Origin of the sequence: Pseudomonas sp. LS-2 (assembly GCF_003605735.1) — a bacterium.
Taxonomy (GTDB): Bacteria; Pseudomonadota; Gammaproteobacteria; order Pseudomonadales; family Pseudomonadaceae; genus Aquipseudomonas.
Window position 1 is genome coordinate 1 of record NZ_QXTJ01000042.1, and the last position, 24,102, is coordinate 24,102.

The 24,102-nt window shown below is 53.8% G+C and carries 18 protein-coding genes and 2 pseudogenes; 15 read left to right on the forward strand and 5 right to left on the reverse strand.

Features of this window, described 5'->3' with window-relative positions:
- Window positions 1-122 precede the first annotated feature (122 nt).
- The 3 genes from D3M70_RS27210 to D3M70_RS27220 all read left to right on the forward strand — a co-directional run bounded on the left by D3M70_RS27210 (window position 123) and on the right by D3M70_RS27220 (window position 4,289).
- Window positions 123-1,313, forward strand: a complete 1,191-nt coding sequence (locus tag D3M70_RS27210; protein ID WP_120128919.1) for an integrase — start codon at window positions 123-125, stop codon at window positions 1,311-1,313.
- Window positions 1,310-1,717 (forward strand): TetR family transcriptional regulator, encoded by a 408-nt coding sequence (locus D3M70_RS27215; protein ID WP_054889573.1) that lies wholly within the window; start codon window positions 1,310-1,312, stop codon window positions 1,715-1,717. Before D3M70_RS27210 ends, D3M70_RS27215 begins: the two co-directional genes overlap by 4 nt.
- Window positions 1,718-2,030: 313 nt before the next feature.
- Complete coding sequence (locus tag D3M70_RS27220; RefSeq protein WP_043091378.1) at window positions 2,031-4,289, forward strand: AAA family ATPase; 2,259 nt, start codon at window positions 2,031-2,033, stop codon at window positions 4,287-4,289.
- Between the two features lie 373 nt (window positions 4,290-4,662).
- Here the strand turns inward: D3M70_RS27220 and D3M70_RS27225 are convergent.
- Window positions 4,663-5,093: pseudogene (locus tag D3M70_RS27225) on the reverse strand (LexA family protein).
- Window positions 5,094-5,317: 224 nt separating this feature from the next.
- Between D3M70_RS27225 and D3M70_RS27230 the strand changes: the two are divergent.
- The 4 genes from D3M70_RS27230 to D3M70_RS27245 all read left to right on the forward strand — a co-directional run bounded on the left by D3M70_RS27230 (window position 5,318) and on the right by D3M70_RS27245 (window position 9,222).
- Window positions 5,318-5,569 (forward strand): hypothetical protein, encoded by a 252-nt coding sequence (locus tag D3M70_RS27230; protein ID WP_120128921.1) that lies wholly within the window; start codon window positions 5,318-5,320, stop codon window positions 5,567-5,569.
- 349 nt (window positions 5,570-5,918) lie between these two features.
- Window positions 5,919-7,850, forward strand: a complete 1,932-nt coding sequence (locus D3M70_RS27235) for a hypothetical protein (RefSeq protein WP_016970353.1) — start codon at window positions 5,919-5,921, stop codon at window positions 7,848-7,850.
- Window positions 7,851-8,070: 220 nt separating this feature from the next.
- Window positions 8,071-8,886: a cold shock domain-containing protein gene (locus D3M70_RS27240; RefSeq protein ID WP_016970352.1), complete on the forward strand. Its 816-nt coding sequence runs from the start codon at window positions 8,071-8,073 to the stop codon at window positions 8,884-8,886.
- Between the two features lie 153 nt (window positions 8,887-9,039).
- A complete protein-coding gene (locus tag D3M70_RS27245) occupies window positions 9,040-9,222 on the forward strand; it encodes a hypothetical protein (protein WP_016970351.1) in 183 nt (60 codons plus the stop codon).
- A gap of 274 nt (window positions 9,223-9,496) precedes the next feature.
- On the opposite strand, the pseudogene D3M70_RS27250 reads toward D3M70_RS27245, so the two are convergent.
- The 4 genes and pseudogenes from D3M70_RS27250 to dhaK form a co-directional block, all read right to left on the reverse strand.
- Window positions 9,497-10,318 (reverse strand): annotated as a pseudogene (locus D3M70_RS27250) (IS5 family transposase); the annotation flags it as partial.
- Window positions 10,319-10,524: 206 nt separating this feature from the next.
- Window positions 10,525-11,544 carry a LacI family DNA-binding transcriptional regulator gene (locus D3M70_RS27255; protein WP_016974311.1) on the reverse strand — a complete coding sequence of 340 codons (1,020 nt, stop codon included), beginning with the start codon at window positions 11,542-11,544 and terminating at the stop codon, window positions 10,525-10,527.
- Between the two features lie 256 nt (window positions 11,545-11,800).
- Window positions 11,801-12,511, reverse strand: a complete 711-nt coding sequence (locus D3M70_RS27260) for an MIP/aquaporin family protein (protein ID WP_016974312.1) — start codon at window positions 12,509-12,511, stop codon at window positions 11,801-11,803.
- A gap of 111 nt (window positions 12,512-12,622) precedes the next feature.
- Complete coding sequence (gene dhaK / locus D3M70_RS27265) at window positions 12,623-13,612, reverse strand: dihydroxyacetone kinase subunit DhaK (RefSeq protein ID WP_016974313.1); 990 nt, start codon at window positions 13,610-13,612, stop codon at window positions 12,623-12,625.
- Between the two features lie 1,095 nt (window positions 13,613-14,707).
- Here dhaK and dhaL point away from each other — a divergent pair.
- The 8 genes from dhaL to D3M70_RS27300 form a co-directional block, all read left to right on the forward strand.
- Window positions 14,708-16,429 carry a dihydroxyacetone kinase subunit DhaL gene (dhaL, locus tag D3M70_RS27270; RefSeq protein ID WP_016974314.1) on the forward strand — a complete coding sequence of 574 codons (1,722 nt, stop codon included), beginning with the start codon at window positions 14,708-14,710 and terminating at the stop codon, window positions 16,427-16,429.
- Between the two features lie 133 nt (window positions 16,430-16,562).
- The gene (gene pyk, locus D3M70_RS27275; RefSeq protein ID WP_016974315.1) at window positions 16,563-18,011 is read left to right on the forward strand and encodes a pyruvate kinase; all 1,449 of its coding nucleotides are present in this window, start codon (window positions 16,563-16,565) and stop codon (window positions 18,009-18,011) included.
- Between the two features lie 14 nt (window positions 18,012-18,025).
- Window positions 18,026-18,196 carry a hypothetical protein gene (locus tag D3M70_RS32120; protein ID WP_165869905.1) on the forward strand — a complete coding sequence of 57 codons (171 nt, stop codon included), beginning with the start codon at window positions 18,026-18,028 and terminating at the stop codon, window positions 18,194-18,196.
- Window positions 18,189-19,490, forward strand: a complete 1,302-nt coding sequence (gene eno / locus D3M70_RS27280; protein ID WP_025999882.1) for a phosphopyruvate hydratase — start codon at window positions 18,189-18,191, stop codon at window positions 19,488-19,490. Before D3M70_RS32120 ends, eno begins: the two co-directional genes overlap by 8 nt.
- Before the next feature lie 3 nt (window positions 19,491-19,493).
- The gene (gene tpiA / locus D3M70_RS27285) at window positions 19,494-20,276 is read left to right on the forward strand and encodes a triose-phosphate isomerase (RefSeq protein ID WP_016974317.1); all 783 of its coding nucleotides are present in this window, start codon (window positions 19,494-19,496) and stop codon (window positions 20,274-20,276) included.
- 96 nt (window positions 20,277-20,372) lie between these two features.
- Window positions 20,373-21,998, forward strand: a complete 1,626-nt coding sequence (locus tag D3M70_RS27290) for an NADP-dependent glyceraldehyde-3-phosphate dehydrogenase (protein WP_016974318.1) — start codon at window positions 20,373-20,375, stop codon at window positions 21,996-21,998.
- Between the two features lie 8 nt (window positions 21,999-22,006).
- Complete coding sequence (gene gpmI / locus D3M70_RS27295) at window positions 22,007-23,530, forward strand: 2,3-bisphosphoglycerate-independent phosphoglycerate mutase (RefSeq protein WP_016974319.1); 1,524 nt, start codon at window positions 22,007-22,009, stop codon at window positions 23,528-23,530.
- 230 nt (window positions 23,531-23,760) lie between these two features.
- Window positions 23,761-24,102 (forward strand): transposase (locus tag D3M70_RS27300; protein WP_133306530.1); only part of this gene is annotated, 342 nt, incomplete at its 3' end.

Here is a 24,102-nt window from a genome sequence, read left to right on the forward strand (position 1 = left end):
GCTGAGTTCGGTATAAGACATAGGGGCAGCACCGTACCGGAAAGGTCAGGTGTTGCACTCAGTTTTTGCCGCCGCCCACTCTATTCGAGAAGGCACATGAGCAGGTTCGGCGTGGTAATGCTTTGCTCGACATCCAAGATGATCTAGAACGCGTCTCTGCTGAGCGGAATGGACAAGTAACCAGAAACATTCAAGAGGCGAAAAATCGTCGACTGGTTGCGCTTGGCTGGGCCGGAGGGCTTGGAGAGTTCAATCAAGCGATCCAGAGCCTCAGAACGGCATCTTACATTGTCATAGCCAGCACTTCCGGCTGCCGAAACCATGAGTTAGCAAACGTCATGATCGGAGCTCACCACAGCACTGAGGACGATGAAGGCACGGTCTACCACTGGCTGCGATCAACGTCGGAAAAAACCGACGCAGGTATCCATGATTGGATGATTCCTGAAAGTACAGTATCGGCGGTGCGCCTAATGGAGCGTTGGGCCGCTCCCTACCAGGCGATGATTGCTGACGAAATCACTCGGCGCCACAGCATCAATCCGACTGACCCTCAAATCACCGAAGCACACAAGCATCGGCATGCGCTTTTTCTTGGCGTCAGTGCCACGAAAAACAACCTAGTCAGAACCCTCTCGGGCTCAACCTGGAACAAGAACCTGAAAGCCTTCGCAAGGAGTTGTGGCCTCAGTTGGAATCTCGCAAGCCATCAATTCCGGCGAAAATTTGCCAACTACGCTGCGCATAGCCAATTCGGTGACCTGCGCTACCTCCGAGAACACTTCGCTCATTGGTCGATGGATATGACCTTAGGTTACGCCATGGATCAGGAGTGGGGTCAGCACCTCGATATCGAGCTTTTTGAAGATATCCAGTTCGAACTCGAAGACATCAAGTCTGGTGTGGTTAGTGGCTGGTTGGGCACTTCATCTCTAGGGGGCGGTTACGGAAGATCAATCAAGCAATGGCAAAGAGACCCCAAAAATCTCGCCATTTTCAAAAGCCATGCCTCGATGGTTAAGTCGATTGCCGAGAGCACCTCGATCCGAAGTAATGGCCACTCCTGGTGTACTGCTGATGATGACGGTTGCGTCGGCAATACAATGGAAAGAACGCGCTGTGGCGGCTGCGACAGCTCTGTGATTGGTGTCCAGCACGCTGGGGTCTACCAAGGTCTCTTCAACAACCTAAAAGGATTGTTGGACTGTAAAGACATCGGCGAAGGTGGTCGACAGCGCGTTCTGCGTGATTTGGATCGTTGTCGGAATGTACTGGAACAGCTTGAATTTGAACCTGAGACCGCTGACGAATGAAAACAACACGCAAGACATCCGACAGTCGAGAGCGAGATCTACGTCTTGCGTTAGCTCGCATTCAACGTGGCCGAGCCCATACAGGTGAGACCAAAGTCACTATTGCCGCAGTAGCTCGTGAGGCGGGCGTCTCAACGGCGTTGATCCATAACCACTACCCGAATGTGGCCGAGGCAATCCGCGAGGCTCAGGGCCGCTCCAGTCGTGCCCAACGCGACGTAAAGCATCAGGATCTCATAGCGGAACGCGAGAAAAATAAACTGCTCCGCCAAGAACTAGAAGAGCTACGCCTGAAAACCGCTGACCTCGCGTCGATTAATGAAGTTCTGATGGCAGAACTGCGAGCCCTAAAAGCAAGAAGCGGTGACCTTAAAATAGTAGCCCTGCCCTCCCACAAAACGTGACCCACAGATCAAACGGCCTGTAATTTTTGTTCCGAGCCGCCAGATGCGAAATTGCATTTCACGTGACCACCTTTGCATTCGACCTGACCACCGATTGCATCGGATTTGACCAGCACGCTTAGTGGCCATGACCGACAGAGAACGGCCAGGAGCGGTCATTTGTTTCGTCTCATTCATTGGGTTTCAATGCTAACCTCCCTGACGAACGAGATACTCACCGATACGTCCTGCGCTGCACTAGTTTTGACAAAACACCAAAACAGAATGGTCGAGTCTGACATAGCCAACATCAAGAGCACTATGGAGTGTGATAGTGATAAAAGGAATCTCGAAGATAAAAAATCTGGGCATTTACAACAACTACACTAAGCCGATAGATACCCAAGAGTTCGGGATAAAAAACTTGATCTTTGGGTGGAATTACTCGGGAAAAACGACGCTTTCGAGGCTATTCGCACAACTCGAAGCAAAGAAGCCGAACCCCGATCTAGCTGGATGTGAATTCAGCTTCGAGACCGATGAGCAGCCGATCACAGACAAGAACTTCGAGCAATCCAACTTGATAGTTCGCGTTTTTAATTCAGACTTCATTCGAGACAATTTGCATTTTGAAGGCAATAGCTTTAAGCCAATTCTTCTTCTCGGCAAAGAATCCGAAGAGGCCCAAAATCAGATTGGTTACATCTCGGGTCGAATCAAAAAATCCGAGGGAACGAGGAAGAAGCTTGATTCTCAATTTAACACTATCACCCAGACAGTTTCCAATGCCAAAACGGATGCGGCCAAAAACCTTCGTCAGCTTCTTAAGATTGATCCCTATACTGCAACCCAGCTAGGAAATGACATACCGGTCGTGGGCGTCCTCGACTCCCAACTTCTGGACGAGAAGGATCTTTCGGAAAGTATTGAACTTGCCTTAACTCCTGACAACAAGAAGCCAAGCACCGTCGACAGGGTCGACGCCTCTCCATCGATTGAAAATATTCACCAAGATGCAGTAACAATTCTTGCTGCTATCCCAACTTTCACCAACATGCTCAAGCATCTTGAAGACCATCCGGAGATCGAGCGCTGGGTTGAGTCAGGCCTACACATCCACCAACAAGAAGGCACTTGCGAGTTCTGCGGAAACACTGTCACCGAGGATAGGCTTGCCACATTTCGAGCCCACTTTTCCAAAGATCTCAAGGAGCACAAGCAGAAAGTCGAAAACCTTTTGCAGCGTGTAAAATCCGCTGAGATCAAGCTCACGCTGCCCAAGGAAGCTGAGTTCAACCCACAGTTCCGAGACAGCTATAAGGTCGCTGCCGCGCCTTTACCTAAGGCCATTGAAGCGTTCAATCTGGCAGTAAAGACCCTTGCGGATGACGTCCAACGCAAGGTTGATGCCCCACGCAAACAGCTGGAACCAACCCCTTTGGCCGAAGGACTGGCCAGTGTCATTGTCGATGCGATCAAGGTCATCAATACCGTAATCGATGAAAACAATAAGCTAGCTGACAACTTCACCACTGCTAAGGCAGAGGCCATTAAGCACGTGAGGTACCACTACGTTCAGCAGTTCATCGACTCTCAAGAGAATGCCGGATACGAACGTAAAAAAGCACGGATAGTCAAACGTCGTGATCGGCTGCACACGTACGCCACACGCCTTCAAGGGGAAGTCGAGAAACTTCAGGCCCTCATCAGTCAAGCCCAGCTTGGCCGAGAGAAGATCAATGAACGACTGGTATCCATGCTGGGCAGTGAAGCTATCCAGATATTGGTTATCAAAGATCCGACGACGAACCAAGAGCAGTTCAGGCTCTTCCGCAAGAATGGCAAGGTCGCCAAGAATCTTAGTGATGGGGAGCGCACCGCCATTGCCTTCTCCTACTTCCTCACTAAGCTTCAAGAGTTGAAGCCTGAGGAGTTCAAGCAGACTGTCGTATATATCGACGACCCAATTTCAAGCCTTGATGCCAATCATATCTTTCAAATCACAGCCGCGATCCGATCATTATTTTTCAAGCAAGAAAACGAAAACTCCCCATGGTTAACTACCTGCAAGCAGATTTTCATTTCGACTCACAATTTCGAATTCTTTAACCTGCTACGCGAAATTAAGCCAGAAGCCTCCAAGCAAGGGGCTAGACTGTTCCTCATTAAGCGGATAAGCGAGAAGGAATCAACATTTTGCGACATGCCTACATCATTGGCCCGTTATCAATCGGAGTATCATTTCCTCTTTGAAGTGATTTACCGCTTCCACCAGGCCCCAGACAAGACAGATCATACCGTTTTAATGCTCTTGCCCAATGCAATACGGAGATTCATTGAGCTTTATACCTACTCAAGATTACCTGGAATCATGAAGGAGACGGTAGATCAACGAGCTGAAGCATTATTTGGTGTTGAGAAATCCAAGCGCATCCTTAAGGTCTTCCACTACTTTAGCCATGCCAACACTATCGATAGATTGGTTGGGAACAATGAACTGATCTTTGATGTTGAGTATGCCGTAAAGGATCTCATAGAAGCTATCACGCAAACCGATCAGAAGCACATGGATGCACTGATTGCCTCTCTCTAAGAATAGAAATTGAAAGTGACAAGGTTGTCCGCTATGGGTCGTCTTCTGCCGGTCATGATCAAGAAGCGTGCTGGTCGAATCCGGCCCAAAGGACTGGTCAGGTCGGATGCAAACGGGCGGGCAAGTCTGTGTAATACCCAGCCAGAAACTCGATTGCCGCGTGGAGTCCTGCCATGCCCCTCCATGCCTGATCTTTGGAGCCACATGGATAGCGGATGGGCAGAGCCCGATTAACGTGCGACGACCACCTCAAAAACAAAAAACGTGAAAAAAATTACCTAGCCTAACCGATTGTATTCTCTAGAAAAAATCGTATCTAACTGTTAGTAAAGCCCCGGAACTGTTGCAGTCAATAAGCGCATATGTTGGCCTGTTATGGTGCATGGCACGTAAGGCTCCATGTTACCACCCCGAAAACATCAATGTTTTCCTTCCCGTCGATGGGGGGTAGTTTGGATTGTCAGAAGATAGGAACAACGTGCCATCAACTTTCTTATCGAGTCGTTTCACAACGGGTTGGTTGTCTACGTACGGCACGACAATATGACCTGGGTGTGGCGTTCGCGCGCGATCGACGATCAGCTTGGTGCGCGTAAGGATTGCAGCGGGAGCCATGCTGTCACCTTCGGCCTCCGCCAGGAAGACGTGCGGGGCTCTTAGGTCAACGAGCTCATCCAGGGAGATTGGAGGCTCGTAGTGGTCTGCGGCCGGGCCAGGAAAGCCGCCGGCAACCCTTCCAGAAAGGACTATGAGCAGCCCAGGTAGCTCTGATTCGGTGATCTGGCGGATGCTGGTTACGAACATGGTGCGACACTTCATTGTACTGTATTTATATACAGTAGATATCGAAGGCGCGCTTTGGTCAATCAGGTTTGGACGGATACCCGATGCGCATCAGCATGCAACCTATGGCCGGGTGCATCGGAACCGTTATTCTGACCAGAGACTAGGGCAGAGGAGCAGCTAATGTTGCGGTATAGAACGACGCGAGCCTGCGTAGCGATGAAGTATGGCGAGGAGGATGCCTTGTGAATCCAGACGCAAATTACGAGGCGTTTCAGCAGTCCTTGAAAGACCTGGCTGCCGCTCATGAGGCGTCCCGGGATGACCCGGTTCCGACCTGTCACTTCAGGCCGATGACATTCCACGATAGCGACTCCAACCCTGCTTACGGGGGGTATCAATGCGATTTTTGCGGGCACACTGAAGGAGTCGATGAGGCCTGGGCGAAGGTCGAAGCTCGAAGTACTCAGGCCATCAAGCTCAAGGCCACAGGCTGATCTGCCAGTAGGCCTGGTCGCGTGGCAACTGGCCCATCGTCCCGGCCCGCGCCACTCTTATTGAGCAACTCCCCGTCGTCGACCGCTTTCCCCCGCGGTCGAACATTTCGCTTGCCACGCGCCTTTCCAATCCCCTATGCTTTTTCAGTCTTGAAAAGGGCCGCTGGCATTGGCTTGATCCGAGTGATCTCAAGACGCCGAGTTATAGGAATCATCCGCATCACTGGGAATCTGTCACCCCGAGAAGAATCGGTCTTGTGCACACAGACCTGGTCAGCCAGCAACCGCAGTCATCGTGCATACCCGTAGGCATAAGCATTTCGCTTGTGCGACTTCTAAGGATCATGTGATGAACCGTCCCCCTTTTGCTCTCAAGCGTCTTGTTTTCCAGCAATCCGACCTCCGCGAAATCCCTGGCATTGTAAAACGCCTCTGCCGCGGGCTTGATCTCGCAGCCACAGGCAACCCAGACCTGCTCCGGGAGGTTTTTGCCAAGCTTTCCGCGTACGTTGACATGCATGAATTCATTGCCTGTCTTGGTCGTGGGCCATTCCCTCCTGCAGGGTCGATAACCCGGGCAGACATTCAACTGTTGTTCGCCTACAAGCTGCATGTGCTTGCCAGCATCCCGTTCATGCAGGCCTGGCTTCGCGCTGGCCGGGCCCGGCTTCGTGGGCTGAGCATTGACCAGTTCACAGTTGAGCGCCAGCAAGAGGATCGTTTGAAGGCCATTGGGCTGAAGGGCGACCAGCAGGCGGCGAAGGAAGCTCAGCCTACTGCTCGCAGTTGGCATGCTGAGCAAGACCGCTTCTTCAAGCTTGGTGCACCAAGCTACGACCTCTGCGTGCGTCCTGACGGCCGCGCGTTCAACTGGGCTGACTTCACCGCCCTGTACGACGCTATCCGCGCTTCCCGCCTGGAGCGCTCAATCATCGACCCGGACGAACAGTATCCAGAGGGGAGTGAGGAGGCGGTCGACAACTTCTTGAGCAAAACGGTGATTCCTCAGTCCTGGTTGCCGCTGTCTCAGCACATCCAAAATGGCCTTGCCGTGCCTGATCATGAGGTGGTTTGGCTCTTTGTAGATTCAGGCCTCTGCATCGGCCGTGCACTTAGGCATAAAGCTCATGGGGGCGTGATTCCGCGGCTGCTGCTCACAGAAGAGGAGGTGGCTGAGGGCCTGGCATTCGTCGCTCAAGGATCATACCTTCAGCGTGGTTCCTCCCAGTTCCCCAACGGGTTTGTACCTCCCAGAGGGGATGATGCTGTGTACACCCTGAAACCTGGTGTGCGTAAGCCGGGAGCCGTTTTTGACACACGCAAAGAAACTCGTGTGGCGACTGCGGATCTGGAGCGTGTTCCGAACCTTTACGCTGGGTCTCTCACAATGGTCCAGCCTTACCTCGGGACACAGCAGGTTGTTTGGGTTCTTGATGGTAAAGCGGTGAAGGTCCGCGCGGACGGCGCCCTGACGATTACTTACTACGAAACCACTCCATGGCTTGCAGAGTCGGACATGCTGACGCTGTTCCCCGATTTCCGCCCAGGGCCTCCTGTCGATGATCGTAACCGGTTCGCCTTTGCGCATGATGTACAGAACAAAGTGCTCCTACCCCCGAAAGCTTTGGACTTTCAGAATCGGGCATCCAGCATTTTGGAGCGTAAGGAGCAAGCTGCACATGACGTACTGCTCAAGCTTGCAGGGTCAGGTGAATTTCCCGCGATCTGTAAAGCGGAGCTTTCGCTAGGCAGCCTGGACATCATGGCAGGCAAGGTGCTCGCTGAAATGTCAGCTACGCCAGTCGGGTCTGAACTGATTCTCCGCGCCGAGGGCGTGTCGACCCAGATCACAGATCGCTTCCCCGACCTTGGTCCCTATGGCCCGTTGGCGTTGAACGCTGCTATCTGCATTCACTCCAACGGCATCCTCCTTGATAGCGCTGATCTAGCTAAGTTGACCCTGTCCGACCTGCTAGTAGCTCTGGTTATGTTGCACGCCGGTTTCCAGAAGGGTGGCCGGTACCGTTTGTTTAAACCGGGACCATCCAGCATCGTGGTGGCTCAATGGCTGGCAGGTGTGACAAAGGCTGATGGCATCCATGACGCTGCAGCGGAGCTAGAGGGGTATGCTGCGGCACTGGCTGCACAGCAAAACCGCATCGACCTTATTCGGCAAGCGCTAATCCATGATGCTGATCGGCGGCGTGAGGCCTTCAATCACGGTTACGCCTATGTCGGCTCTGAATTACCGCGGGCTAAGCCCCGGAGTTTGGTGCAGTAACCTGTGGTGTTCAAAATCTGAGGGGCAGGGCGCCCAGCTGTTGCCCGGCTGGGCTCCCCCCAAGGGGCATGATTTCTTTGAACTCCTGGTCCGGTGGAGTATAGCCGTTACACTCGGTAGACAAGGCCAATCGTGTCACAAGCGGCCCGAACAGTTAATGCACTGGGGCCCGCACATTGGCGATAGAATCCCCGATATCTGATTTGAAAGGAGGCTAGTTTTGTCTCACCAGAATATCACTGGTTGCAGCATCAAAGGTGTGGTGACCAGTTTCGTCCAGGCGAAGGGCTATGGCTTCATCAACGGCGATGACGGCGAGCGCTATTTCGTCCATGTGAACGATGTCTTGGGCGATCAAGGTTTGGTGACCGGTCACCGCGTGACGTTTGTACCGACCCCCTCGCCAAAGGGATCGAAGGCTAAACAGGTCGTACCTGGTTTAGGCCCGACACCTATCTACGCGGAGCCTGACAGTTTCATTTGGTCGAAGGGTGGGCCTCCTCCTGGTATGGAGGTTGTGCTGACTATCGGCTCGGGCTGGGGCAAATCGAATGATCCCAACGAGGCGCGTCAAAACCTGACCAACCAGGCCCGGGAAATGGGTGCGAATGCAGTCCTGAATGTCACCATGGACAAGTGGACCGAGAGCCAGCCCTTTTCGAATTATTGCTCAACCATGCATTGCTTCTCAGCCGAGTTCGCAGTCGTCAAGGTCATTAGCAGCAGCTCCGATCCCGAGGTGATTGCCCGGGCCGAACAGGAGATGCAGGCGCTGACAGACTGGTGGAACAACCTTCCTGTTCAGCCTGTTCGACCTGATAACCCCTGGGCCGAGTCTGCTGGCGAGACCCGTTTGGTCGACCCTGCAAAAGTGAAGCTGGTTTTGGGGTTATTTAAGTCCTGGACATGGACCTTCGTGAGGATCTTCGGACAGAGTCTTCTCTACTTGGGGCGGCTAGCCTTCAAAGTCGTCCGGGAACGGCTGGCGAGCAGCAGTGGCGCCGGCGGGAAAAAGCCAGAAGCCCCTGGTGAGTAGTGGCGGTCAATGCAGCGTTAACTCGTCTGTTTTGCCTTGTACGCCGCATGCTCAGCCGTCGCATAAGCCCTGAAATTCCGAGAGGGCGTTCCAACTGGGCGCCTCAGCTTCAGCCGTTATCATAGGTGCTACTCGTCTAGGAGTAGCGCCCATATGAACCAGGATCAGAACGAGCATCTGACCGTTTTACATTTCAACGTTGAGCAAGAGCCCACGGTGCTCAACGCCTTTGCCAACTTCTCCAATCAAGCTGGCGAACTGCTTGACCTGATTGTCGCTGCAACAGGGTTCGACCTACCCGTCGCCAGCGGGACGCCGCGATCGAGCATGGATTGAACGTTGCGCAGGCCGGTGAGCCCACGGTTGAGTCCTTAACTACCGCTTGGGAAAAGCACCAGGACCTGGTTGAGTTCGCAAGCGAAGTTCGCAGGGCATTCGTACCGAGTTAATCACCAAGCTAACTGCCCTCGCAGAACGCGAGGATGACCCCTTGCTGTCGCCCCCATGGCAGATCACTTTGATTGCGTGACAAAGTGTTATGGCATGCGGCGCCCCCATTTTTCAAACCAATCAAAAACAGCGCATTTGATTTTTAAGGTCTTTTCAGAATGACCCTCGCACGCACTTGCGCCTTGGCCTTTTCGATCTTGCGCTTGGCTTTGTAAAGCACGCTGCGTTTGCTCAAGCGCGTGTAGGTGCTGCGTCGCGCAGCAATCTGCCAGATCACTGGCAGCCCTTCATGCTCTGGCCTTTTCTCAACGCCGGTGTAGCCCGCGTCGGCACAGACGACGTTCTCTGCGCCATGCAGCAGTTCTGCAACCTCCGTTACGTCGACCACGTTCGCGGCGGTGCCGTGAACGTGATGCACCAGGCCCGATTCAGCATCCGCTCCGATGTGGGCCTTCATACCGAAATAGTACTGGTTGCCCTTCTTCGTTTGATGCATTTCAGGATCGCGCTTGCCTTCCTTGTTCTTGGTCGAACTGGGCGCGTGGATGATGGTGGCATCGACAATGGTGCCCTGGCGCAACGACAGGCCCTTGTCTCGCAGGTAATTGTTGATGGTTTCTAGGATGCCCGACGCCAGTTGGTGCTTCTCCAACAGGTGCCGGAAATTCATGATCGTCGTGTCTTCGGGGATCGGAGCGCTGAGCGTCAGGCGAGTAAGCAGGCGCATCGAAGTGATCTCGTACAGCGCCACTTCCATTGCGGGGTCGCTCAACGAGAACCAGTTCTGCAGCAGGTGAATGCGCAACATGGTTTCCAATGGATACGGCTTACGGCCACCGCCAGCCTTTGGGTAATGCGGCTCGATCAATGCCACCAACCCGCTCCACGGCACCACCTGCTCCATCTCGGCCAGGAAACGCTCGCGACGGGTTTGCTTGCGCTTACCGGCGTACTCGAAATCGGAGAAGCTCATCTGACTCATGGGATGGCGGGCTTGTAGAGGGAAGTTGGACGAAGGGCTATTTCAGCACAGGTCAGACGGTCTGTGCTGACTTGATCAGAGAATCCTTAGAGGGGAGCTGCCGAGGTGTTTCGTGTTATGAAACACTTGTCAGCGGTGGCGAGGCGGTTGTGTATTCATCGTTCCTATGATAGTGAAATTTCTAGGGCGAGTTCAGGCCACAATCTTCAAGTATTCGCATTTTCACGGAAGTAGATTTGGATGGGTTGACTAACAGAGCCCGCCAAGCCACGGACGTCATTAACCAGATTGAGCGCAGCAAGTCCTGCGGCATGCACCACCCCGCGGGCGTCCTGATCAAGTACTACGTCCATCCCGCCAGCCGTCAGTAATGCACGTGTCGAGTCAGAAATGCCGTGCCCGATGAATACGATCGGTGGTTCTGCGGGCAAGTCTTTCAACGCCTTTGCCACACCTGCTGCGCCATCTCGTGTTACATAGACCCCGGTAACGTTGGAGTAGCGGGGAAGCGCGTCTCTTAACGCTACATAGGCTTCTTCTTCATCCGTGGGGAAGTCGGGCTCCACCGCCCAGCGCAAATGTTTGAAATCCTCTTCCAGAATTTGTTCGAAACCGGTCCTGCGTTCGCTCTGGTCCGGAAGACGTGATGAATCAGACAGAATGATGACGGTGCCAGATCTGCCTGCAGTGAACTTGCCCATCAGTAATCCAGCGGTTCTCCCCATCATCCGGTTGTCAGCGCCTAGAAACAGTGCGCGTCGGCTCGCCGGTCGATCCGAAAAAACCGTTATCACCGGTATTCCTACCTCGCAACACGTGTCGATGAACTGATCCACCCACGGATAATCCAGTGGTAAAAGCACGACGGAGTCATATCCGCGCAGGGACTCTGAGAGTTGTGCGGTCTTCAAATTATCGGAGAAGTCACAACGGTAGAAGGATGGCGTAATCCGGTGCTCTCTAAAGAAGCTGGCTGAGAGGGCAATATCACGTTCAACCTTGTCGACAAATTTTGACCTGATTACAGGCACAACGAACGCTACTTTTATGGACGTGTGCTTGGCGGGTCGTCCTCGGCTGGCTCGGGTATTACGCAAACTGTCCAAAGCAGCTTGGACACGTTCGACAGTTTCTGGACGGACCGCAGGGTCGTTGCGAATGACCCGATCGACTGTTGCCACGCTCACGCCAGCAAGCCGGGCAATGCTCACTCGAGTGGCTGCCATCAGTCCTCCTGCTTTGTCGGGGTTGAGAGGGATTTGTCGATTGGTTGCATTTTCATTAAAAGGCTTCGGTTATTCGGCCTGAAAGTGATCGAAACGCTAGCTGTGTTCGTTCGGACTTTCGTGGGCTGATGTGGAAATGATGAATATTCAAATATAACACCATCGTGTGGCGCGACAGCATCGCAGCCCCCCCCCACCAGGAACTGATCAAGTGGGGAGCGCAACGATGCATGGAAATGCCGCCATTTATCAATTTCTAAATGTGCACTTGGTACAGCAGGGCCGCCAGCGCACCACCTACGAGCGGACCCACAACCGGGACCCAGGCATAACTCCAGTTGCTTCCTTGCTTACCCTGGATCGGTAACAGCGCATGCAAGATGCGAGGCCCGAGGTCGCGGGCTGGATTAATGGCAAAACCTGTTGCCCCACCTAGAGATGCGCCTATTCCCATCACCAGTAACGCAACAGGCAAGGCATCCAGTGCGCCAAGCCCGATACTGGCGCTCGCCAGTTGCAGAATGCCGAAGACAAGAACGAACGAGGCTACCGCTTCCGATATGATGTTTGCAGGGAGGTTACGCACTGCGGGGCCGGTAGAAAATGCCGCGAGTTTTGTACCTGCATCTTCGGTCTCGCCAAACTGTTTGTAGTACGCGGCCCAGACAAGCAATGCGCCAAACGCCGCGCCAACTGTTTGTACACCGATATAGGGCAGAACTTCGGCCCAAGGGAACCTGCCAGTCATGGCGAGTGCGACAGTTACCGCTGGATTGAGATGCGCGCCGCTGTTGTAAGGTGCAACGCAGAATACCGCGATAAATACAGCCATTGCCCAGCCAACCGTGATAAGGAGCCAGCCACCGCCTAACGCCTTCGATCGAGCCAATATCACGCTAGCAACGACGCCGTTACCGAGAAGCACGAGCAGTGCGGTTCCGATGAATTCTCCAAGCAAGGATGTCATGTCGATATCTCCAATATTGTTTTTGTTTTACGGGTTTAAATATCTCTAGCGCTAATGAGTTTTTACTCGAAGGCGCCATTTACTTTTACGGAGAGGAGCTGGGCTAAAAACCTAAGCACCCCATCGCAACGCAGCGGTGTGCACCGGACTGTCCCAGTGTTCCTTGGTCATCTCATCCAATATGCAAAGCGTGAACGATGCGCCAGCCATTTCGAGAGCAGTCGTATAGTTACCAACAAGCGAGCGGCTCACTGACAGCCCTTTTTTGTCGAGCCACTTCTGTGCGCAGTTGAAGAGCAGATATAGTTCGCTGAGGGGGGTAGCGCCGAGTCCGTTGACAATCAGCAAGACTTCAGAGCCCTGAGCGGGTTGTAGATCATTGCAAATGGCTTCCAGTAGCTCGGCAGTAATGGCGTCTGCAGACATCAGTTTGTCGCGACGACGCCCAGGTTCGCCATGTATGCCCACACCGATTTCGACTTCATCGTCACCGATTTCGAATGTGGTGGTTCCTGCTTCCGGGACGATGCAACTTGTCAGAGCAACACCCATTGATGCCGTGTTCTTGTTGACTCGGTCCCCAAACGCTTTGCAGTGCTCCAGATCCGCTCCAGTTTCGGCTAGGCTTCCGACTAGTTTCTGCACGATGACGGTACCGGCCAAACCACGCCGACCGGTCGTGTAGTTTGAGTTTTCTACAGCGACGTCGTCATTGATCAGTACCGTGGCCGTTGCCAAATCGGACATATCGGATGCCATTTCAAAATTGACCAAGTCGCCGGAGTAATTCTTCACAATGAATAGAACGCCCGCGCCGGTATCGACAGCTTGAGCAGCTGCCATCATCTGGTCAGGGGTGGGGGAGGTGAACACTTCGCCAGGGCACGCAGCATCCAGCATGCCGCGGCCGATAAAGCCGATATGAAGGGGTTCATGACCGGATCCTCCACCCGAAACAAGGGCGACTTTGCCGGGGGTCAGGACCTTGCGTTCAAGGTATGTCGGCTGCAAGTTCAGGGCGATCAGGTCCGAGTGTGCAGACGCGAAGCCAGATAGGGTTTCGACGAGGAAATCGTCGACGTTGTTGATAAATTTTTTCATTATTTTTTTATCCTTGGAGTGACTTCGTCATCTGTTGACGCACGACTGAAAGGCAGCCGAGCGACCGCTCACCGAGAAATTATGCACTCCCTTTCTTAACAAGCATGTCTCGCATTGACCACATGCCGTGTTTCACTTCCATAGCCTGCTCAGCAAGGCCTCACATTAGAAAATCGCCGTTGGTCGCCATCTCATCCCAGTCGTTCTAAGACGAGGAGGCTATGCGCTCATTATCCTGATGATGCCTTTACTACTTTCCTGCGCCTCTATCAGCCCCACAGCGCTGCTGCGACTTCTTGGGCTTTCGAGCGTCTACCTTTGTCGTGTAATGACGGCTTAGTTTTTTCGATATTACATCATTTGTCATCAAATACAATCTCGCGGATCTGATTTTTTGGAGGGCGTTTGTTTGGCTGATACAGCTCCGATACCGGTCAAGTCGAGAGTCGTCGGGTAGATTGGGTGAGGCGGCTGTCTGAGTAGCTCGCGCTCGGGTGCCGCTGCGGTCTAGTCGATCAGTCTACGATTGGCGGCGCGTCCTGCCTCACAGCAAAGCTCACCCTCGTTGCGCAGATGGCACATCCACGTCGATGACCCGCCCTGAAACGAACCGGTTGCCCAGGAGTTTGCGTGGGTAGACAGTAGGTCCGAAGGAGATGATGACGCCAATGATGACTGAATGATGGCTTTTGCATCGAAAATGATTTGTTTTTCTAAATTAAATGCGTCACTGTTGTGCTTGGCGACACGTTGATTGGCTGTGGAGATCTCTTTTAGGTCTCTTGGCGATGGCAAGTTCGAACATGATCCTGTCTCAATTCGAACGCTGCACGAACCTCGAGTCGAGTAGTAGGTGTTTTTCCAGTCCTCATCGCGCGCTGTGGCTAGCTTTGCAGCGGATGTCGTTGGTCGATGCAGCTGGCCCTGCTCTGGCCTGCATCGCTTTTAAGGTATCTGCAGGATCAGCAGTGGTTTGTTGAGCCCGCCGACTAATAAAAAATTGGTCACCTCTGGTGATTGCACTGCCCGGCGACTGCCTACGTAGTTCCCCGGATCGGTAAAACCAGGTGAGTGACAGTCAATCGGATAACCGCCATGAAAAAACTCATCAATGACCCAAATTCCGTCGTCGAGGACATGCTGGAAGGCGCTGTGTTGGCCAACCAGAATCTAATGCTCCTGGAAGGTGAAAACATCGTAGTCCGCAGAGACTGTCAGGCGCTTGCAGCTGCCAATAAGGTAAGTATTGTTTCGGGTGGCGGAGCGGGTCACGAGCCTGCTCATGCCGGTTACGTGGGGCATGGCATGCTCACCGCGGCGGTCGCCGGGCCCGTGTTTACCTCGCCGAGCGTGGACGCAGTTCTCAGCGCAATTATGGCTGTCGCCGGCCCTGCTGGCGTGTTGTTAATCATCAAAAACTATACTGGCGATCGACTCAACTTCGGTCTGGCCGCGGAAATTGCTCGTACGGCGGGCGTCCAGGTTGAGATGGTCGTGGTGGGTGATGACGTAGCCTTGGACAATGATGGCGGTTTGGTTGGTCGTCGAGGCATTGCAGGCACTGTATTTATTCATAAAGTGGCGGGTGCCGCCGCCGAAGCCGGGCTTTCCCTCTCTCAGGTGAAGAGTGAAGTTGAAAAAGCCGCCGCCGGGCTGTTCAGCATGGGCTTGGGCTTAAGCGCCTGTACCGTACCGGCCGCCGGTAAACCTGGCTTCAAAATCGAAGACGACGAAGTTGAGTATGGTCTTGGTATCCACGGCGAAAGCGGTGTACGCCGAGGTCCTATCCAGCGTGCCGATGAAATGGTTAAGACGCTGTTGGACAGAATTATTGGCCAAGGGCGTTTGCAGGCGGATGAGCGCGTGGTGCTAATGGTCAATAACCTGGGTGCCACGCCTGCACAGGAGTTGGACATTGTCGCTCGTCGGGCACTCTTGGGATGCATTGAGCATGGTATCAAGGTAGAAGGGGTGATGGTCGGCACCTTTCTCACCGCACTGGAAATGGCGGGCTGCTCGATTTCCCTTATGCGTGTCAATGACCCCCTTATGTTACGTCTGCAAGCGCCTACTGAAGCGACGGCTTGGCACGGAATGACAGAGCCGGCCCGGACCATTTCGCGTCAGCCTTGTAGAGGTCCCGTTGCAGAATCCGCTTCGATCGGAGGCACCTGGTCCTCCGACAATGCCAGGCAATTCAAGACCATTCTGCAGTCGGTCACCCTAGCCTTACGCCAACAGGAAGAAGTCTTGACGGAGCTGGACTCCGTGGTCGGTGATGGCGACATAGGTATCAGCCTGGCCCGCGGCGCACGCGCAATTGACGATTCACTCGGCACCCTGGACCTTGAACGGCCCGCATTTGCTCTCCAACAAATTTCGGCCATTCTGCGCCGTGCATTGGGTGGTACGTCCGGCCCCTTGTATGCGGTCTTTGTTTTGCGGGCCGGAGTTGCGTTATCCGGGGCCGGTAATCTGAACGCGGTGTCAAGCTGGGCCAACGCCCTCCAGGCGGGCTGCGACGGAATCGTCAACCTCGGAAATGCCAGTCTTGGCGACAGGACGATGTTAGATGCGCTATTGCCAACAGCCTTGGCTTTGCATGCATGCGCCGATGAGCTTGAGGCTGTGGACGTTGCAAAAAAGGCGGACGCCGCCGCATCGAAAGGTGCAGAAGAAACACGGAATATGATGCCCCTAAAAGGTCGCTCTTCGTATATCGGTCAACGAGCTCTGGGGCACGTGGATCCCGGCGCCTACGCCGTGACCGTCTGGACTAAAGCCATCGTATCGGCCCTGGAAAGCTTCGGTCGTTGATAATCCAGGGAGAAAACCATAGCGCCCGTTAAATCGTTTAGAGGCCCTTGGCACCTTCAATGGGTTAGCGAAGCAGGGCTTCTGATTTATACGGAGCGCTATTCATACGAACGTGTTTGAAGTGGTGGCTGTCATGCAACGAAGAACAAAAATTGTGGCTACATTGGGGCCGGCAACCGAATCATTCGAAGCAATCGAGGGGTTAGTCAAAGCAGGCGTGGATGTCGTGCGTCTGAATTTCTCCCACGGCAAGGCCGAAGACCACATCGCCCGTGCCAGGTTGGTACGTGAGTTGGCTACTAAACATGGCCGATTTGTAGCGGTACTGGCTGATCTGCAAGGTCCAAAAATTCGAATCGCGCGTTTCACGGAAGGAAAAGTAACCCTCGACAAGGGACAGCAGTTCGTACTCGACGCTTCCCTGGACAAGAATGCAGGGGATAAACAGCGTGTCGGAATCGATTACGAAGCGTTGATTACCGACAGCTGTCCGGACGACATCTTGTTGCTCGATGATGGGCGAATTGAGCTCAAGGTCTTGAAAGTCGAGGCGACGCAATTGATTTGCGAAGTACTGGTCAGCGGGCCACTTTCGAATAACAAAGGGATCAACCGAAAGGGCGGGGGGTTGTCGGCCTCGGCGCTAACTGAAAAGGATTTTGAAGATATCAAGACTGCCGCAGCAATGCAGGTGGACTACTTGGCGGTTTCGTTCCCGCGAGATGACTCCGATATGGAGTTGGCACGTCGACTACTGCATGAGGCAGGAGGGCAGGCAGGTTTAATCGCCAAAATTGAGCGAGCGGAAACTGTAAATGACCTCCGTATTCTGGATACGATCATCGAAGCATCAGAAGGCGTAATGGTCGCTCGCGGCGATTTGGGTGTTGAGATTGGCGACGCTGAATTGGTTGCCGTGCAAAAACTGATTATCGACCGTGCTCGTACACTGAATCGAGTAGTGATCACGGCGACTCAGATGATGGAGTCGATGATCACTCAATCGATGCCGACTCGCGCTGAAGTGTTTGACGTGGCCAATGCCGTGCTTGATGGTACCGATGCGGTGATGCTCTCCGCTGAAACCGCAGCCGGTGCCTATCCCGTCGAGACAGTTGAGGCCATGCATCGGATCATTATCGGTGCCGAAAAACACCCTCAGTCCCATCGCTCCAAGCATCGTGTCGATCAAGTATTCCACAAGATTGACGAATCAGTCGCCATGTCGGCCATGTACGCAGCGAACCATTTGCATGGCGTCAAAGCCATCATCTGCATGACGGAAAGCGGCGATACCCCTCGTTTGATGTCGCGCATTCGCTCGCACCTGCCCATTTTCGCGTTCTCTCGCAACCTGGCTACCCAGAACCGAGTCGCGCTTTTCCGTGGTGTCACCACCATTCCGTTCGACAGCGATGATTTCACCCCTGAGTTGGTGAGTGAGAAGGCCATTGCGGAACTGACCCGACGTGGCGTCGTAAAGGCTGGCGATCATGTACTAATCACGAAAGGCGACTACGCCAACGCGCAGGGTGGCACTAATTCTCTACGAGTGGTTTGCGTCGGAGAAACCATTCGCTGAGTGAGGAAGCATTGATGAGTGTGATCAATTCAATAGACCACGACACGACGAGTAACTGTGATCGCGAATCGTGGCCAAGAGATTTCGATTTTCGTGAGCAGCATGCGGAGCAGCAGGAGTTGCTGAAGTTGCAAAGCGACGATGCTTCAGCTCCGACCCATCCGAAGGGGCAAAACCATGCTTGAAAAAATAAGCCTTATTCAACAAGTCACGGCTCGGGAGATTCTGGACTCCCGAGGAAATCCGACTGTCGAAGCAGTGGTAACACTCGCGAATGGAGTCAGTGCTACCGCCAGCGTTCCCTCTGGTGCTTCGACCGGCTCACGTGAAGCGCTCGAATTGCGAGACAACCTATCGCGCTACATGGGCAAAGGCGTAATGCGAGCGGTCGAAAATGTTAACAACCCCATCCGCGAGTGCCTTATTGGGCTTGATGCTCTGAACCAGCGCGAAATCGACAACGTCATGATTGCGTTGGATGGAACCGAGAGTAAGAGTCTCCTGGGAGCCAACGCGATTCTCGCCGTGTCACTGGCGACCGCCAAAGCGGCTGCCAAGATCCAGAACATTCCCTTGTACGAACACTTGGCCGAGCTATATGGCTCGCCAGGCAAGTTCAGCATGCCGGTTCCGATGATGAACATCATCAACGGTGGTGAGCATGCAGATAACAACATCGACATTCAGGAGTTCATGATCCAGCCTGTCGGAGCAACTTCGTTCCGTGAAGGGCTTCGCATGGGCGCCGAAGTGTTCCATTCCTTGAAGAAGGTTCTGTCGGAACGAGGCCTGAGTACTGCGGTGGGGGATGAGGGTGGGTTTGCTCCTTCGCTTGCCTCCAACGAAGAAGCACTGATCGTTATCAAGGAAGCGGTGAGCAATGCGGGTTACGAGTTGGGTAAGGACATTACCTTGGCTCTCGATTGTGCTGCTTCTGAGTTCTACGAGGACGGTCAATATGTGCTCGCTGGTGAAGACCAGTCATTTAATTCGGCAGGCTTCGCCGATTATCTGGCAATGCTTTGCGACAAGTACCCGATTATATCCATTGAAGACGGGATGGACGAGAGTGATTGGAACGGCTGGGCCGGACTGACCAAAAAACTCGGTCACCTGCAATTGGTGGGGGACGATTTGTTCGTCACCAACACCAAAATCCTGCGCGAGGGAATTCAAAAAGGAATCGGTAATTCCATCCTGATCAAGTTCAACCAGATCGGCACGCTAAGCGAGACGCTGGACGCGATACGCATGGCTCAAAATGCTGGTTACACCGCGGTGATCTCCCACCGTTCAGGGGAAACCGAAGACACTACTATTGCCGATCTCGCCGTCGCCACTTGCGCTGGGCTGATCAAGACAGGTTCTCTCAGCCGCTCCGATCGAGTTGGCAAATACAACCGTCTGTTGCGCATCGAAGAAGCGTTGCAGGATCGAGCGCCTTACAACGCTACCGATCTCTTGAAGAGGACAGCTTGAGCCATGCAGACCTCTTCAAACAGGAAAAAGATGGTAATCGGCAACTGGAAAATGAATGGTAGTAGTACTGCCAACGCGTCGTTATTGCGTAGCGTGTTGCCGGTGATCTCGCGCTTTGAAAACGTTGAAATCGCACTTTGCCCACCGTATCCCTATCTCAGTGCTGTCGCAGATTTGCTCGATGATTCAGAGGTTGCGTTGGGTGCACAGAACCTCAGCGCTGAGCTGGCAGGTGCTCATACGGGCGAAGTCAGCGCGCACATGCTCCACGATAATGGCTGCCGCTTTGTGTTGGTCGGGCATTCGGAGCGTCGCGCACTGTATGCCGAAGATGATGCGCTTGTGGCCAAGAAGTTTTCGACTGCACTGCAAGCAGGGCTCATTCCGGTTCTGTGTGTTGGCGAGACGTTCGCTCAGCGCCAGGCAGGGGAAACACAAGCCATCGTCACCTCACAGTTGAGTGCAGTGCTGAATGCCGTAGGCGTCGATGATTTGGTGAAAGGCGTGATTGCTTATGAGCCGGTGTGGGCCATTGGTACCGGCGAAACGGCGACGCCTGAGCAGGCGCAAGCGGTGCATCGACACATCCGACAGTGGCTGGCTACCCAGAATCACGCTGCTCGTGCAGATTGCCGAATTTTGTACGGTGGCAGCGTGAAGGCGGATAACGCTGAGCAGTTGTTCCTCCAGCCCGACATCGATGGTGGTTTGATCGGCGGTGCTTCTCTGGATGCTATGTCCTTCGTAGCAATTTGCTCGGCAGCGCAAGACAAGACAGCAGCCTGAGCTTTTCTACAATTCGAGTTCTTTTGAATGAGTAGGCGCAGGGTGTCAGATCACTGCTGTCGGCCTGCGCCTGTTGCAAGCACAGAGGTATGAAAAATGACGTTGAATAATCGTCTGGAAGCACTGTTTCCAAGTGCTGATGAAATTCCTGCCGAATATCGCCCAGGTCCAGCCATTGAGCAGCGAGAGTATCTCGTCAATGGTGAGCTGCGATTGTGGGACGGGGCGTTGGCGCCAGTCCGCAGTCCTGTGTCTCTGAAAATAGAGTCGGGGCACGAGTCCGTCATTTTGGGCAGTACACCGCTCTTGGATGCACAGACTGCCATGACCGCATTAGATGCTGCGGTGCAGGCTTACGATCGTGGTCAGGGAACCTGGCCCACAATGCGCGTGGTCGAGCGTATTCGCCACGTCGAGGCTTTCCTCAAACGCATGCGTGAGCAACGTGAAGCAGTTGTGAAGTTGTTGATGTGGGAGATTGGTAAAAATCTCAAGGATTCGGAGAAAGAGTTTGATCGCACCTGCGATTACATTGTGGACACCATCAATGCCCTGAAGGAACTGGATCGCCGTTCCAGCCGTTTCGAACTTGAACAAGACACCTTGGGACAAATCCGCCGGGTTCCGCTGGGTGTAACGTTGTGCATGGGCCCTTACAACTACCCGCTCAACGAGACGTTTACCACATTGATCCCGGCGTTGATCATGGGCAATACCGTAGTGTTCAAACCCGCCAAGTTCGGTGTGTTGCTAATCCGACCATTGCTGGAAGCGTTTCGTGACAGCTTCCCGACCGGGGTTATCAACATCATCTACGGCAGAGGCCGCGACACCGTCAGCGCCTTAATGGCCAGTGGCAAGATCGATGTCTTCGCATTCATTGGCACACACAAAACCGCCAGTGACCTTAAAAAACTGCATCCGAAGCCGCATCGCCTGCGTGGTGCACTCGGCCTGGATGCCAAGAACCCCGGTATCGTCCTGCCCGATGTTGATCTGGATAACGCCGTTTCTGAGGCCGTTACCGGCTCACTGTCGTTCAACGGGCAACGCTGCACAGCACTGAAAATTCTCTTCGTTCATGAAAAGGTCGTTGATGCCTTCCTGGATAAGTTTCAGGAGAAGCTTGCCCAGCTGAAACCGGGGATGCCTTGGGAAGCTGGGGTGGCGTTAACTCCACTACCAGAACCAGGCAAGACTGATTTTCTAACGGGGCTTGTGGCCGATGCCGTCAGCAAAGGCGCCAAAGTGGTCAATGCCGGAGGGGGGGAAGTCTGCGAAACATTTTTCTACCCGGCGTTGCTGTATCCGGTGACCTCCGAGATGCGTTTGTATCACGAAGAGCAGTTTGGGCCCGTGGTGCCGGTAGTGGTTTACCGTGATCTGGAAACCGTCATCAACTACGTCCTCGACTCCGATTTTGGCCAGCAACTGAGCATTTTCGGCAAAGACTCCGCACAAGTTGGTCGTCTGGTCGATGCCTTCGCCAACCAGGTAGGCCGTATCAACATTAACGCGCAATGTCAGCGTGGTCCGGACAGCTTTCCTTTTAATGGCCGCAAAAACTCTGCCGAAGGCACACTATCCGTCGATGACGCGCTGCGGGTGTTTTCCATCCGGACGCTGGTTGCCACCAAGTTCCAGGAGAGCAACAAAGAATTGGTCAGCGACATCATCCGTAATCGTGAGTCGAGTTTCTTGACCACCGACTACATCTTCTAGGGGGAACGATGACTACGCGCTCTTTGATTATTCTCGACGGTGTCGGCATTCGTCAGGCGACTGAGTCGAACGCTTTTGCAGCGGCCAGAAAACCTACATTCGATGCGCTGCTTGAGCGCTATCCGAACAGCCAGATCGAAACATCAGGTCTGGCAGTTGGCCTTCCTCAAGGTCAGATGGGGAATTCCGAAGTAGGCCATATGAACCTGGGAGCAGGTCGGGTGGTGTACCAGAGCCTGACCCGGATTGATAAAGCGCTCGCGGATGGCGAGTTCTCTAAAAACCCAGCGTTGCTGGAACTGCTCCAGGGAGTAAAAACGCACGATGGAGCTGTGCACGTCTTGGGTTTGCTTTCCCCCGGCGGTGTTCATGGTCACATCGATCAGATTGTCGCGGCATGCGGTTGCCTCGTTGAGCAGGGTGTCGAAAAAGTCTATGTGCACGGATTTCTAGATGGCCGAGATACGCCACCCAAGAGTGCGCAGACATCGCTGGATGCCTTGGAGAGTGAACTCGCTCGCTTGGGCGCTGGACGGATTGTCTCGTTGGTCGGTCGTTACTATGCAATGGATCGCGATAACCGCTGGCCTCGGATCGAAACAGCTTACCGCCTGATTGTTTCGGCGGATGCTGAACATCAAGCGGCAACCCCTTCTGAGGGCTTGTCAGCGGCTTACGAACGCGGGGAATCTGATGAGTTCGTCAAGCCGACTACGATTGGGGTACCTGTCAGTGTCGGCCCCAATGACGCAATGATCTTCATGAACTTTCGACCTGATCGTGCAAGGGAGTTGACCCAAGCATTGATCAAGCCTGAATTCGACGCCTTTGAACGGCCTTTTGTTTTGCCAAAGGATCGGTTGCTGACGTTGACCCGGTATTCCGAAGAGTTGGACTGCCCATGTGCGTTCGCTCCTGAGGCCATCAGTAACAGCCTGGGCGAACATTTGGCAATTCTCGGAAAGAGACAACTACGGATTGCCGAAACGGAGAAGTACGCCCATGTCACGTTCTTCTTCAATGGTGGCAGAGAGCAGCCTTTCGCAAGTGAGGAGCGAATCCTGATTCCCTCGCCTGATGTTGCCTCCTACGATCTCCAGCCTGAAATGAGTGCACCGCTGCTGACGGATCATCTGGTCAACGCCATTGCCGGCGGCACATTCGATCTGATCGTTTGTAACTACGCCAATGGCGACATGGTGGGGCACACCGGCTCATTTGATGCCGCAGTCAAGGCTGTGGAAGTGCTTGATGACTGTCTGCGCCGAGTGGTTGAGGCTACGCTCTCAGTAGGAGGCGAATGTTTGATCACGGCCGACCACGGCAACGTCGAACAAATGCTCGACCTAGAGTCTGGTCAGGCACACACGGCTCACACCTTGAACCCTGTTCCCCTGATTTTGGTTAGTGAGCTGCATGATCGTGTGGGGCTGAAGAGCGGTCGACTGTGCGATATCGCTCCCACTTTATTGCAGATGCTGAGTTTGCCTATTCCTTCAGAAATGGATGGCAACTCGCTTCTCACCGTCTGATTGGATTACCCATCGACATCGTCGCATCGATGAATTGATCTCAATCGTTATGGCGATGTCGCCACGACTTGCTCATTTGCTTATGCAGGCATCGCCAATTAGGGTGACGCCTATTTTCTGAGCAATAGAGTTTTTTGACGTTATGGATTCTCCGATCAAGTCAGCACAGACCGTCTGACCTGTGCTGAAATAGCCCTTCGTCCAACTTCCCTCTACAAGCCCGCCATCCCATGAGTCAGATGAGCTTCTCCGATTTCGAGTACGCCGGTAAGCGCAAGCAAACCCGTCGCGAGCGTTTCCTGGCCGAGATGGAGCAGGTGGTGCCGTGGAGCGGGTTGGTGGCATTGATCGAGCCGCATTACCCAAAGGCTGGCGGTGGCCGTAAGCCGTATCCATTGGAAACCATGTTGCGCATTCACCTGCTGCAGAACTGGTTCTCGTTGAGCGACCCAGCAATGGAAGAGACGCTGTACGAGATCACTTCGATGCGCCTGTTTACTCGCCTGACGCTCAGCGCTCCGATCCCCGAAGACACGACGATCATGAATTTCCGGCACCTGTTGGAGAAGCAC